The 12,732-nt window shown below is 40.7% G+C and carries 13 protein-coding genes; 6 read left to right on the plus strand and 7 right to left on the minus strand.

The features are described 5' to 3' along the window. The 3 genes from IQ264_RS27705 to IQ264_RS27715 form a co-directional block, all read left to right on the plus strand. Positions 1-609: N5-glutamine methyltransferase family protein (locus IQ264_RS27705; RefSeq protein WP_193985015.1), on the plus strand; the 609-nt coding region annotated here is incomplete at its 5' end. A gap of 45 nt (positions 610-654) precedes the next feature. Next, positions 655-1,236, plus strand: coding sequence for an L-threonylcarbamoyladenylate synthase (locus IQ264_RS27710; RefSeq protein ID WP_193985017.1), 582 nt, complete (start codon positions 655-657; stop codon positions 1,234-1,236). Between the two features lie 126 nt (positions 1,237-1,362). Continuing rightward, positions 1,363-2,193 (plus strand): sensor histidine kinase, encoded by an 831-nt coding sequence (locus IQ264_RS27715; RefSeq protein ID WP_228061871.1) that lies wholly within the window; start codon positions 1,363-1,365, stop codon positions 2,191-2,193. Here the strand turns inward: IQ264_RS27715 and IQ264_RS27720 are convergent. From IQ264_RS27720 to rplU, 4 genes are all read right to left on the minus strand, one after another. Beyond that, positions 2,190-2,663 carry a GNAT family N-acetyltransferase gene (locus IQ264_RS27720; RefSeq protein WP_193985019.1) on the minus strand — a complete coding sequence of 158 codons (474 nt, stop codon included), beginning with the start codon at positions 2,661-2,663 and terminating at the stop codon, positions 2,190-2,192. The genes IQ264_RS27715 and IQ264_RS27720 overlap by 4 nt on opposite strands. Positions 2,664-2,863: 200 nt before the next feature. Continuing rightward, complete coding sequence (gene hemB, locus IQ264_RS27725; RefSeq protein ID WP_193985021.1) at positions 2,864-3,847, minus strand: porphobilinogen synthase; 984 nt, start codon at positions 3,845-3,847, stop codon at positions 2,864-2,866. A 219-nt stretch (positions 3,848-4,066) separates the two neighbouring features. Next, positions 4,067-4,357 carry a 50S ribosomal protein L27 gene (rpmA, locus tag IQ264_RS27730; protein WP_193985023.1) on the minus strand — a complete coding sequence of 97 codons (291 nt, stop codon included), beginning with the start codon at positions 4,355-4,357 and terminating at the stop codon, positions 4,067-4,069. 440 nt (positions 4,358-4,797) lie between these two features. Then, a complete protein-coding gene (gene rplU / locus IQ264_RS27735) occupies positions 4,798-5,184 on the minus strand; it encodes a 50S ribosomal protein L21 (protein ID WP_193985025.1) in 387 nt (128 codons plus the stop codon). Positions 5,185-6,006: 822 nt separating this feature from the next. On the opposite strand from rplU, the gene IQ264_RS27740 reads away from it, so the two are divergent. The 3 genes from IQ264_RS27740 to IQ264_RS27750 all read left to right on the plus strand — a co-directional run bounded on the left by IQ264_RS27740 (position 6,007) and on the right by IQ264_RS27750 (position 10,005). Further along, positions 6,007-7,029: a DUF2235 domain-containing protein gene (locus IQ264_RS27740; protein ID WP_193985027.1), complete on the plus strand. Its 1,023-nt coding sequence runs from the start codon at positions 6,007-6,009 to the stop codon at positions 7,027-7,029. A gap of 75 nt (positions 7,030-7,104) precedes the next feature. Further along, positions 7,105-8,775 (plus strand): peroxidase family protein, encoded by a 1,671-nt coding sequence (locus IQ264_RS27745; RefSeq protein WP_193985029.1) that lies wholly within the window; start codon positions 7,105-7,107, stop codon positions 8,773-8,775. A gap of 30 nt (positions 8,776-8,805) precedes the next feature. Continuing rightward, positions 8,806-10,005, plus strand: a complete 1,200-nt coding sequence (locus IQ264_RS27750) for a catalase (RefSeq protein ID WP_193985032.1) — start codon at positions 8,806-8,808, stop codon at positions 10,003-10,005. 262 nt (positions 10,006-10,267) lie between these two features. Here IQ264_RS27750 and psbU read toward each other — a convergent pair whose 3' ends face one another. From psbU to IQ264_RS27765, 3 genes are all read right to left on the minus strand, one after another. Further along, on the minus strand, positions 10,268-10,708 hold the full coding sequence (psbU, locus tag IQ264_RS27755) for a photosystem II complex extrinsic protein PsbU (RefSeq protein ID WP_193985034.1): 441 nt from the start codon (positions 10,706-10,708) through the stop codon (positions 10,268-10,270). A 96-nt stretch (positions 10,709-10,804) separates the two neighbouring features. Then, on the minus strand, positions 10,805-11,797 hold the full coding sequence (locus tag IQ264_RS27760) for an FHA domain-containing protein (RefSeq protein ID WP_193985036.1): 993 nt from the start codon (positions 11,795-11,797) through the stop codon (positions 10,805-10,807). A gap of 116 nt (positions 11,798-11,913) precedes the next feature. Continuing rightward, positions 11,914-12,612: a DUF3120 domain-containing protein gene (locus tag IQ264_RS27765; protein ID WP_193985038.1), complete on the minus strand. Its 699-nt coding sequence runs from the start codon at positions 12,610-12,612 to the stop codon at positions 11,914-11,916. Between the last annotated feature and the right edge of the window lie 120 nt (positions 12,613-12,732).

The raw sequence follows: 12,732 nt of genomic DNA on the forward strand, positions 1-12,732 counted from the left end.
CCTCCCCATCCCCCCACTTCCTCCCAGTCCCCATTTCCCATTTCCCATTCCCAACTCAAAACTCAAAACTCAAAACTCAAAACTTCCCCGACACATTGGGCAGATTTAGGGACGGGGAGTGGTGCGATCGCAGTTGGTTTGGCAGATGCTTTTCCTCATGCCATAATTCATGCAGTGGATCAAAGTGTAGAGGCTTTAAATATTGCTCAAGAAAATGCTCAACGTTTAGGATTTTCGTCCAGAATTCGTTTTTATCAAGGTTCTTGGTTTACACCTTTACAAGAATTAAAAGGTAAACTGACTGGGATGGTATCAAATCCGCCTTATATTCCTAGTAATATCGTGCCAACTTTACAACCAGAAGTGGCAAATCATGAACCACATTTAGCCCTTGATGGCGGTAATGATGGATTGGATTGTATCCGTTTGTTGGTAACAGAAGCAGCAGAATACTTACTTCCGGGCGGGATTTGGTTGATAGAAACTATGGCAGGACAAACTGAGGCAGTCGTAGAATTGTTAAAAAATCAAGGAAGCTACTGCAATATTCAAGTATTCGCTGATTTGTCAGGAATCGATCGCTTTGTGTTAGCTTATCGTTCAGAATAAAAATAATCTAAAATTTTAGCCAATTAGTTAATATCTAATTCAGTAATGAAGGTTTCCATAGATGTTTTGGTAGCAAAAGCAAAATCTGGTTCTGTAGTCAGCTTTCCTACAGATACAGTACCAGCATTAGCAGCTAACCCAGAAAAATCTCATCTAATCTTTGAAGTTAAACAGAGAAGTCAAGATAAACCTCTGATTTTGATGGCTGCAACTGCGGAGGAACTTTGGCCTTTTTGTCTTGGAAATATAGCAGAATTCCGAACTTGGCAGCAAGTTGCCGATCGATATTGGCCGGGTGCGTTAACCTTAGTATTACCTGCGTCTGATAAAGTACCGATCGAGGTGAATCCTCTCGATCCGACTACTATTGGTGTAAGGGTGCCCAATAGCAGTATCGCTCGTCAAATCTTAGCGCAAACAGGCCCTTTAGCCACCACAAGTGCTAATTTATCTGGTCAGCCACCATTAGAAACTATGGCAGAAATTGAGGCGCAATTTCCTGAAGTCGTGACTCTGTTATGGGAGGAAGAATTAAAGAATCAGGCTGGTGGTATTCCTTCCACTGTTGCCAAATGGACAGATAAAGGTTGGCAAATTCTCCGACAAGGAGCAATTAAGCTAGTGTAAGAAGGCTGAACGCAAAAAGCCGATCTAAAACTTTGTTACCTTTTGGAACTTGTGGACGAGAAATTTGATACATTTAATTTAACGAAAGTAACCTGTTTAATAAGTAATTTTAAAAATTTCCTTTTGATGACTAAACCTCAAAAATCTAAACCTAGTATCGCTGCTATTTCCGAAGAACTGAAGCTGACTCGTGCAGCTTATCATTTAGCTGCGGAAATGAGCCAATTTAAAGCAGGTTTTTTAGCCAGAATTTCCCATGAATTGCGATCGCCTTTAAATAGTTTAATCGGTTTGCACCAATTAATTATTTCTGATTTGTGTGAAAGTCCCGAAGAAGAAAGAGAATTTATTGAACAAGCTCATGCTTCAGCTTTAAAGCTAGTAGGTTTAATTGATGAAGTTCTCAATGTTTCTCGCACGGAATACGGTACTAATCGATTAGATATTCAACCTTTGCAATTAGCAGAAGTACTCTCTCAAGTCTACGATTTAACTCATTTACAAGCGGCAAATCGCAATCATCGCTTAACAATTGAAACACCCTCACCAGACATTTTTGTATTAGCAGATCCCCGCTGGTTAAGACAAGTATTACTAAATTTGGTAGATACTCCACTTAAATATATGGAACCAATTAATGTACAAGTTTCTGTACATTTAGATCCAGCAACCGAATATGTTAATATTTGGGTAGAAGATGAACGTCCAGCTGAAGCTTTAACAGAACCAATAGATTTATTAAAAACTATTTCTGAAGACAAAGAACCCTTACCTGTAAATGAAGATTTTACCCTTTCCCCAGGATTATCTTTGATGATGAGTCAAACTATCCTGGAATTAATGAAAGGGCGTTTAGAAGTTATTGCAGTTCCTTCGGATGAGGAAAATTCTAAATTTACCAACATTCAGTGTTCAATTCCTTTGTGTACAAAGGAAGTATTTGATACTGAAAGTTAGATAGTTTTTTCAAACATTTGCTCGATCGCTTTTGTAGAAGCAGCATTAATTCGGCGTTGATTGTAGAGTACCATAGCAGTACTAGGTTGAGGAAATTCAAACCCTAACTTGAGATAAAATCCCTGTTGATAAGTAGTCATTAAATAAACCCTTTCCACGCGCCGAATCCGGGGATGATTGAGCAAAGTTTCGATTAACTTGCGCCCTAAACCTTGACCTCGATAATCAGGGTGAATTACCACATCCCAAATTGTAGCTCGAAAAACGCAATCCGAATTAGCTCTGGTAAATCCAATTAAGCGATCGTCATCCCAAATAGTAATTACCGGATCGCTGTTAGCGATCGCAATTTCCAAATCCTCAAGCGATCGGTTTTGCGCCCAAAAAGCAGCGACTTTAAATAATTCTTGTAATTGTTGAGTATCTACATCTGCTTGGCGATCGCAAACCCGAATTTGACCACACTTCATTCGTTAAAAACCCCCAGTCTATTACCGAGTTATTTTACTAATTAAATTAGAATTGTGTGGTGTCTAAAAACACTGAATCATTTGGTAACGGGTAGTAGGTAGTTGGTAGTTGGAATAAAAATCTAGTCAGAAAAATCCTTTTTCTTTAACCCTGATTCCGATCCCATTACCTACTACCCACTACCCATTACCATTTAAAATTAACCATTCAACCAACGAGCAGCATCTTTCGCATGATAGGTCAAAATTAAATCAGAACCAGCACGCTTAAAGCTAGTTAAAGTTTCCATTACCACCCGTTCTTCATCAATCCAACCATTGAGGGCGGCAGCTTTTACCATAGAATATTCGCCCGAAACATTGTAAGCCGCAACAGGCAAATTGCTAGCTTCCTTAACGCGCCAAATCACATCCATATAAGCCAAAGCTGGCTTCACCATTAGCATATCAGCGCCTTCAGCCATATCTAAAGCGATTTCCTTGAGGGCTTCGCGGGCGTTACCGGGGTCCATTTGGTAAGTTCTGCGATCGCCAAACTGAGGCGTAGACTCAGCAGCATCCCGGAAAGGCCCATAGTAAGCCGAAGCATACTTAGCCGCATAAGACAAAATCGGTGTATCTTGATACCCAGCCTCATCCAAAGCAGCGCGAATCGCCTGCACAAAACCATCCATCATCCCCGAAGGCGCAATAATATCCGCCCCCGCCTTCGCCTGAGAAACCGCAGTCTTCTTCAACAAATCCAAAGTCGGATCGTTCAACACCCGCCCCGACAAATCACCAACCTGCAAATAACCGCAGTGTCCATGACTCGTATACTCACAAAGGCAGGTATCAGCAATCACCACCAAATCAGGAACCGCTTCCTTAACAGCAGTCGCCGCCTTTTGTACAATCCCACAATCATGCCAAGCGCCAGTCGCATCAGCATCCTTATCTTCAGGAATCCCAAACAAAATAATTCCCGGAATGCCCAAATCGTAAACTTCTTTCGCTTCCTCCACAATCTTATCGATCGAAAGTTGATAAACTCCCGGCATCGACTTCACTTCCTTAGCAATAGCTTGACCAGGAACAGCAAACAGAGGATATATTAAATCATTCGTCGTCAGAACAGTTTCCCGCACCATACGGCGTAACTGAGAAGAAGTGCGGAGACGGCGAGGGCGATGAATTGGAAACATGACTTTTTTTAAACCTTATTTTGCTGAAGAGTTACTCACAGGCTGCTAGCCCAGAAAAAATAAACTAAGCCTAGCTTAGATATGCTAATAAAAAATCATAATCTCTTTGGTACCCCAAAGCAGCTTTTATTTATCGACTTCAAAAATTATCTAAATCCTTGTAAAAGCCCCCTCCTCGCAAGCGGGGAGGGGGTTGGGGATAGGGTTCAATTAGCCTTATTAAGCTGTAACAGCTGCGGTTTGGGCTTCAGCAGCAGGAACAGCATAAACGCTAACTTTCTTGCGAGTTTTACCCTTTCTTTCAAAAGTAACAATGCCATCGATGAGGGCAAACAAAGTATCATCGCCACCGATACCGACATTGTTACCTGGATGGAACTTAGTTCCCCGTTGGCGAACTAAAATATTGCCAGCACGAACAACTTGACCACCGTAGCGTTTCACGCCTAAACGCTGGGCGTTAGAGTCGCGCCCGTTGCGCGTACTACCAGTACCTTTCTTATGAGCCATGTTTCCTTCCTAATCTATCTACGTTCTACTTTCTACTAACTCAAGTTGCTAATTACAAATATTATCGCTTCGATCCCCCCTAGCCCCCCTTAACAAGCAGGGCTAATTCATGGTCATCAAATAAAATTAACCGGATGGGGGGACAAGGGGACAAGGAGACAAGGGGACAAGGGGAAAGATGATTTTTCCGTTGTTTGCATTATCTCTCCTTCACAAATCAATTTCTCCGTTGAAAATGAATTAGCCCTGCCTTAACAAGGGGGGAACCAGATTCAAAGTTCCCCTGATTAAGGGAGTAACCGGATTCAAAGTCCCCCTTGGAAGGGGATAATCAGATTCAAAGTCCCCCTTGGTAAGGGGATAACCGGATTCAAAGTCCCCCTTATTAAGGGGGATTTAGGGGGATCAAACCCTAAGCGGATAACTAGCAACTCTTACTATTACTCAACTACCTCTGCGGTAACTGCTGGTTCTGGTGTGCTTTCTTCTTTCTTCGCACCAATTACTGTACCGTTCAGATCGATCGAATCAATCATTAAACGAGTAATTTCCTGGCGATGTCCGCGTTTTTTGCGGGTTTTCTTTTTCGGTTTCATCTTGTAAACCAGGACTTTGCGCCCCCGAAGATGACGCATTACCGTGCCTTTAACGGTAGCACCTGCAACCAAGGGTTGACCGATACTTACATCGCCATCATTGTTAACAAATAAAACTTTGTCAATGGTGACTTCGGCATTTTCTTCTACGTGCAGTAGTTCAATGTCGTAAAAGCGACCGGGTTCTACCCGTAATTGTTTGCCGCCTGTTTCAATAATTGCGTAAGTCATGAGTTTTTGCTGATTTGGGCCGTACAGGTAGCTGAATCGGTAGTTGGTGATGGGTAGTTGGTAGTTGGTAATAGACAACCAATGACCAATGACCAGTACCAGTTAAGCTTTTGGAATGTCTTGACCTGATCCGAGCAGGGGTAGACAGACAATCTATTATTATCTGTTTTTTTGTATGTAATTGTCAATAATTAAATTGCCTCTCTACAAAAATAATTGCCCCTATTTGGTTTTTCACTAAAAATTACGGATGAAATTACTGTTGATTCAAGCTAACTTTTGCTATGGGGAATTTTTAGTCATTTCTCAATAGGTAAAATCTGCAACCACACAAGTTAAGTCTGAATTTTTGCTGCGAAATTATCTACAAAAAACGGAATTTTTAAATTTTGAGCGCTAATTATTGCTGATTTTTTGATTTTCGTCAACGGGATAAGCCATACTATTAATGTATTTCAATTACCTGTGTTTCCGTAAAGTTACGTTAGAATTTTTTATTTTTTCTGTAAATTTATACTTAGTTAAAATTTTATAGCGTTCTCTTTTAGGTAAAGTAGCAAAACCAAGTTTTTAGAGAAAGTAGTTTCCCTCAGCTAGTAAAATTAATTTTATTGAAAATAAATTCAAAACATCGGTTTTCGATCGCCTGATTAGGCTGTAAATTTTATAACTAAGGATGTATCACATTCCAAAAAAACCGCTAAAAATAACAAATTAAAAATTAATTAAACGAAATACTTTCTCAAACTTTACACAGTAATAATATAGCGTGTAGTTATTTTTGTCTTATTACTTATTCGTTGTTTGGAGATTGATTGAACAATGAAGCGTCTAGTGATTTGCTGTGATGGAACTTGGCAAAACTTAACAAGTCCTTACCCTAGCAATGTGGTTAAGTTAGCTCAAGCAGTAAAACCGATCGCCAGTGATGGAGTTGCCCAAATCGTTTTTTATGACGAGGGTATTGGTACTGAGTATCAAAAGGTAATGGGTGGAGCTGCTGGAATAGGAATCGATAAAAACATAGAAGATTGCTATCGATTTCTTAGTCTAAATTATGTCCCTGGTGACGAAATCTATATGTTCGGTTTCAGTCGTGGTGCATACACAGTTCGGAGCTTAGCAGGGATGATCTATTGCTCTGGTCTTTTAGAGCGACCGCACGTCACCAAAACACATGAAGCTTACGAGCTTTACCGTAAAAGAGGCATCAAACCAAAGGATAAAGAAGCGGTGGACTACCGTGAAGCTTTTGGCGATCGCGTTCCGATTACCTTACTTGGTTGTTTTGATACTGTTGGTGCTCTTGGTATTCCTGGGCTAGCTCCCTTCAAAAAATTTCACGATCAGCTAAATAAGCGGTACAGATTTCATGACACTACTTTGAATAAATATATTCAAAATGCCTTGCACGCTATAGCGATCGATGAAATCCGCGAAGTTTTTGATGTTACTCCCATGAAATCCAATCCTGATGCCAAAAACCAAAGGGTAATTCAAAAATGGTTTCCTGGTGAACACGGCTGTGTTGGTGGAGGAAGCAAAGAATACAGTGGCTTATCGGATGCTGCCTTAAAGTGGATGATTGATTCGGTAGGTAACTTGGGATTAAAGCTGGACTTTGATATCAGTGCAATTCCCACAGGCATCAATCCTAATTATGAATGTGAATTTAAGAACAATCCAGGATTCTTTAAACTAGCAGGAATTAAGTTTCGTGAAGTCAGCGATACCATTGAAGATCTTCATGAAAGCACAATCTACCGATTGAAAAGTCGCCAAGACTATCGACCCAAAAATCTCCAAAAGATTCTCTCCAAAGTTTTGGAAAACGTAGAGAAATGAGAACAATTTCTAAAGATTTCCGAACCTAACATATACGGGGCATATAATCTATAGCAATCAAAAGGAAAGGTAATCATGGCAAGAGACACATCTAGAGATGGATTTAGTAACAAAGTTTTAGCTTATACTTTGACTCATTTCAAACCTATTTGGAATTTAGTTCAAAGTTACGATCCGTTGAAACGTAAACTCAACAAATTTTTTCTAAATAGTATCATTTATAAACTTCCAACCCGTCCTCTTCCCTATAGCTTAATGACGCTCGATCCCAAAATTCCTGGGACAGATATTCCCAAGAAAACTGATACCTATATCTCTTGGGATTCACTGACAGACAAGACTTATACTGGGCGGCATTTACCTCCCGACCCGGAATTTAACAAAGAAGGGAATTTGCCACCACTGGACAAAGTAAAGACCTTATTCCAAAAAAGAGACGGAAAAACCATTTATTCGGAAAAATCGACTCTACTCTTTCCCTATTGGGTGCAGTGGTTTACAGATAGTTTTCTGCGAATCGATCAGAACAACCGCTTAAAAAACACCTCTAATCATCAAATAGATATGTGTAATGTTTATGGGTTAACCCGTAAACAAACAAATCTGATCAGATCTTTCAAAGACGGTAAATTCAAAACCCAAAAACTCAAACGTAAAGATGGAGTAGAAGAAGAATATCCACTCTTTTATTATTCCGATCCTGAGCAAGGTATTGTCGATCCTCAATTTGAAGGTCTTCATGCACCTCTTAATGATGAGAAAAGACAACCACCTGAAAAGAAAGCCAAGATTTTTGCAATGGGAGTTGAACGAGCAAACGTCCAGATTGGCTATGTCATGCTCAATACTTTATGTATCAGAGAACATAATCGAATTTGTGATGTTTTGTCAAAAAATTATCCACAATGGGATGATGAAAGGCTTTTTCAAACTGCAAGAAATATTCTCATGGTGATTGTTCTAAATATCATCATGGAAGAGTACATTTTTCATATTACGCCTTACAATTTTAGGTTTTTTGCCGATCCTGAAGCTTTTACCAAGGAAAGTTGGTATCGAGAAAATTGGATGGCGATCGAGTTTAGTTTTGTTTATCGCTGGCATAGTGCGCTTCCTGAAACCTTCATTTATGACGGCAAACCAAAACCTATGTACGCTTCCCTCTGGAATAATCAGATGTTAATTGATAAAGGGTTGGGTGCGTTGATGGAAGAAACTTGTTCCCAACCAGGTACTAGAATTGGTTTATTTAATACGCCTGATTTTCCGATCGCAGAAACACCAGCAGGAACACCCTACACATTTATCGATGCTACCGAACTAGCATCTGTTAAACTCGGACGGCAGGCGCAATTAGCCAGCTATAACGATTACCGAGAAATGTGTGGTTATCCCAGAGTAACTGATTTCAATCAAATTACAGGTGATGAATACACTCAACAGAAATTAAAAGAGTTGTATGGTCATGTTGATAAGATTGAATTCTTTGTCGGATTGTACGCTGAAGATGTTCGGAAAAATTCGGCAATTCCGCCTTTAGTAGCACGGATAATTGGCATTGATGCTTTCTCCCAAGCATTAACTAATCCTTTGTTATCACCTAAAGTCTTCAATAAGGAAACTTTTTCTCCTGTTGGTTGGGAAATTATCCAAAATACCAAAACTGTCTCCGATTTAGTGAATCGTAATGTTCCTCCAGGCGAGCGCAAATACAAAGTCAGTTTCAATCTTCCAACTGTTGATTAACAAGCCGTACTGCGAAGAAAAAAGGTAAATATGAGCCAGAAATTATTTACAGAATATCCCGAACAGGATGAACGCAAATATTACGAACTTGTGATTGAACAAGTTAGGATGCGGATGGATAATCTGTATAAAGATCAAGAGCGGGCGCTGAGAGATACTCACACAAAAAGTCATGCTGCTGTTAAAGGAATTCTCGAAATTTACGATATTGATGAAGAAGCAATTAAACGAGAATTAAGCCAACATTCTTCCTTGACTGCTTCGCAGCTGAATGGAATTTCAATTAAGCAAGGCTTGCTTTCCTCAGCAAAACAATATCCTGTGTGGCTGCGATTTGCTAATGGAGCTTTCCAAATCAAGAATGATTATGAGCCAGATACCCGCTCAATGGCAGTGAAGGTGATGGGGGTTGAAGGGGAAAGACTTGAACACAGCTATGAGTCAAAAACTCAGGACTTTATTGTTCATAATTCGGAGTTTTTCTTTGTGAAAACTATCAGAGATTACTACGGCTTTTTTTCGGCTGTAGTTGAGTCAAAAGAAGCAACAAAGAAGTGGCTTTATAAACATCCCAGGCAGTTCTTAGCACTCCTTAAGGGTACGAGTGAGGTGCCAAAAAGTTTACTAACACAACGATATTGGAGCAGTTCTGCCTCTGCTTTAGGTCTAAAGCCGAATTTTGATCCCTCCCAAATGGGTCTTGTTCCGGTGGAATATCCTGCGGTAATCAAATATGCTTTTACTCCAGTTTTACCCAAGCCACCGCATAACAAGATTTCGTTCCAGTCTCGACCAGGGATTCCTAAATTTCCGATGAGCGATCGCGCTAAAGCACTTGGTTTAAATCCCAATCAACCTGATGATTACTATCGAGAGGACATAATTCAATCTCTTGCCAAGCCTGATGCTGAATACATTTGGGATTTTGGCATTCAATTTCAAACTAATCCAAAGATGTCGATCGACGATGCCACAATTACCTGGAGAGAAAAGGAATCACCCTTTTTCACCGTAGGTCGTCTCATCGTCAAGCATCAAATGATTGATTTTGAAAAACAATACAATTTCTGTGAAAATCTGCGCTTTTCTCCCTGGAACGGTCTAGCAGTACATCGTCCAGTGGGTGCAATCAATCGGCTACGCGGTGTTGTTTACCCTGTTGTCGCTTCCTATCGCTATCAAAAGCAAAGTCTTGTTCCCCAAGAACCTACTGGAAACGAGACGTTTTGATTAGCTATAGCAGAAGGCAGAAGGCAGAAGGGAAAAGTCCTAAAAAAAAGGGTTATAGCTCTTCATACTGCCTTAACTGACTTGGCGGTTGCTATATAAAAAACCACCCCTGATTAATTCAAAATTTGTCATACAGAATGCAAAATAGAAAGGTTTTGAATTCTGAATTACCACTTTTGAATTTGTTCAGGGGTGAGTTTTAGGAAAATTGTGGGTAATTAATTTTTTGCCGACTACCGACTACCAACTACCCACTACCAACTTAACGATAGATACCGTTGTTAATGCGATCGTCTCCTTCGTTAAAAGCAGACTCTACTGGTGTGACAGTAAACTCATCCAAGTTAGCTTGGAGAATTTCTTTTTGACGAGCACTAAGTCCCGGAATATCCAATACATCTTCTACCTTTTCATAAGGTGCATTTTTGACGATCTTCGCACCCAAGTTGGGGTACATTCCCTGAAAACGCTTAAATGCCCGTAAGTTGGTATTGTTTAAATCAATTTTGTTGGCCATTTCTCCTAGCTTTGCGTCTACTTTATTTCGCAACGCAGCTTCAGCTGATGTTTCTGCCAACACTGGTACAGAGTTAAACGCTACCTGGGTCAAAGAAAGTGCATTAGCGCGTTGGGTGAATCCCAATCCTGCCCAGCATCCAATGACCAAAGCGCATACTGTGAACAAACGTAACAATTTTTTCATGTATCAGTACCTCCCTCAAAAACTGGACTGATGTCCACACAGCTTCCATCAAAAGATTATTATCGGTCTTATAGTACCGTCTTTATGAACTTCTATTTATTGAGTTTTAGTTTGCATCGTCAAAAACCTATCCAGGTCGGCAAAAGTGCCTGCGTAGGTAACGGTTGGTTTGTCGTAGCCTTTGAGATTTACTACTTTTTGTTTAAAACCAGCGTCCTCAAAACCTAGAGGTAACAAATATTGATAAGTACTTTCACCTAAAGCTACCTCCATTCCTAGCTGCTTGGTAGAAGATTCCAAGCGGAATGCGGCATTAACAGTATCTCCTAAAGCGGTGTAGTCTGGTCGATCGCCACTCCCCGTATTACCCACCATCGCATAACCAGTATTAATTCCCGCCCCAATTCGCAGCGGAAATGGTAAAACATATTCCCGATCCAATTCCTGAGTCATTTTGTACAGGTCGCTAAGTGCCTGACAAATTTTACCCACCTCCTCATTAGTAATAGTGCGTCCACCATGAAACCAGACAGCCATAACTGCATCACCGATGTACTTATCGACCCAACTACCATAGTCGCGGATAATACTCCCACAATGACGAAACCAAGTGCCAATCAATTCGGAAAGCACTTTTTCATCTAATTGCCGCGTTAAAACGGTAAAGTCGCGAATATCAACTACCATTACCGAGATCAAACGGCGAACGTGCAGGGCAGAAGTAGCAGTTAATTCGTCAGAGTTAGTGTTCGCTTGCGGTGCAGAATTATCGTTACTGGGAGTAAAGAAATCTAATTCGGTTTGACCGAAAGTAAGATGATCTCCATTTCGCAGTGTTACAGGAATGCTAACCCTGCGCCCATTGACAAAAGATCCATTACGGCTTCCTAAATCGATTAAATAAAATTCCCCTGTCTCCATGCACTGTAACATTGCATGGTTACGGGAAATCCAGCGATCTGGAATGACAAAGTTATTGTCGTCGCTTCTACCGATCGTCCAGCAATGACTGCCAACTAATGGTAGATATCGATTTCCAGAATCAGTTTTTAGTAACAGATAGGGAACGGATGTAGGTTGCAACGTCACCGGATGTTTAGAGAAGCGACGTGGAGTAGTCAGAGTCTCTAATATTTATACTAATTTAACTGCCTGAAGTCGCGTGACACCTGTAAGTAACAGTTTCGTCAAGCGAATGCCTTGATTCAGGCAGCTGAGGCAGCTAACCAAAATAAGCCATCTACCAAAATCGTACTCAAAACTGCTCCACTAAACGCCCACCAGTGTAACTGTACTGAGCGCCAGGGTAAAGTACCCACGCCCAAGAGTAGATTTAATAGTACGATCGCCCAAGCAATTCCCCAAGGGCTATTAACATGAGTTGTCGCATCTTGCAAGATCTGGATTGCTAATTCTGGCTCTACCTGCATGAGTTGTCGCCAGGAAGGAATTAAATCTACTAAGTAAAAATATGTATCTGTAACTGCTGTGCCAAATAAAGAACCTAAATAAAACCAGTTGCCGACTTTACCCCAACCTTGTCTAAGACACCATAGCGCAAACGGTAGTCCGATCGCTTCTACTGGCAAGTGAATTAACGGTTCCCATCGCAGCCAACCCCAATAAATTGACCCAGCTAACCAACTCCAACTAAACCCGATGAGCAAATCTCCCCAAATTTGGGTTTTTGGCCTCCTCAGCAGCACAAAACTTAAACCGACCCAACCCAAAGTTAATAACAAGCTCAGCAAGGGCAAGAGACGCACTAGGGGCGCTTGGATGAACACTGGCACCGAAACTAGGAATGATGCTGCCAGAAAGACTAACCAGGCTTTCTTAGAACCGATTCGCCACCAATCAGTAGCTCGACAAGAGGTGTAAGCAGACAAGGTATTGTTTAGCAAGATTTTTAATTTTTGTTACTTAAGTTTACCTTATTTAATATATCACAACAAATATCCCCCAGGGGGGTATTTTTATATTAGCTTAGTTTTGGGAAAAGGGGAGGTGGGGAGGTGGGGAGA

Origin of the sequence: [Phormidium] sp. LEGE 05292 (genome assembly GCF_015207735.1) — a bacterium.
GTDB lineage: Bacteria > Cyanobacteriota > Cyanobacteriia > Cyanobacteriales > Aerosakkonemataceae > Floridanema.

Coding starts and splice junctions, on each gene's coding strand:
- IQ264_RS27710 (WP_193985017.1), top strand. CDS start 655: ATGAAGGTTTCCATAGATGTTTTGGTAGCAAAAGCAAAATCTGGTTCT.
- IQ264_RS27715 (WP_228061871.1), top strand. CDS start 1,363: ATGACTAAACCTCAAAAATCTAAACCTAGTATCGCTGCTATTTCCGAA.
- IQ264_RS27720 (WP_193985019.1), bottom strand. CDS start 2,663: ATGAAGTGTGGTCAAATTCGGGTTTGCGATCGCCAAGCAGATGTAGAT.
- hemB (WP_193985021.1), bottom strand. CDS start 3,847: ATGTTTCCAATTCATCGCCCTCGCCGTCTCCGCACTTCTTCTCAGTTA.
- rpmA (WP_193985023.1), bottom strand. CDS start 4,357: ATGGCTCATAAGAAAGGTACTGGTAGTACGCGCAACGGGCGCGACTCT.
- rplU (WP_193985025.1), bottom strand. CDS start 5,184: ATGACTTACGCAATTATTGAAACAGGCGGCAAACAATTACGGGTAGAA.
- IQ264_RS27740 (WP_193985027.1), top strand. CDS start 6,007: ATGAAGCGTCTAGTGATTTGCTGTGATGGAACTTGGCAAAACTTAACA.
- IQ264_RS27745 (WP_193985029.1), top strand. CDS start 7,105: ATGGCAAGAGACACATCTAGAGATGGATTTAGTAACAAAGTTTTAGCT.
- IQ264_RS27750 (WP_193985032.1), top strand. CDS start 8,806: ATGAGCCAGAAATTATTTACAGAATATCCCGAACAGGATGAACGCAAA.
- psbU (WP_193985034.1), bottom strand. CDS start 10,708: ATGAAAAAATTGTTACGTTTGTTCACAGTATGCGCTTTGGTCATTGGA.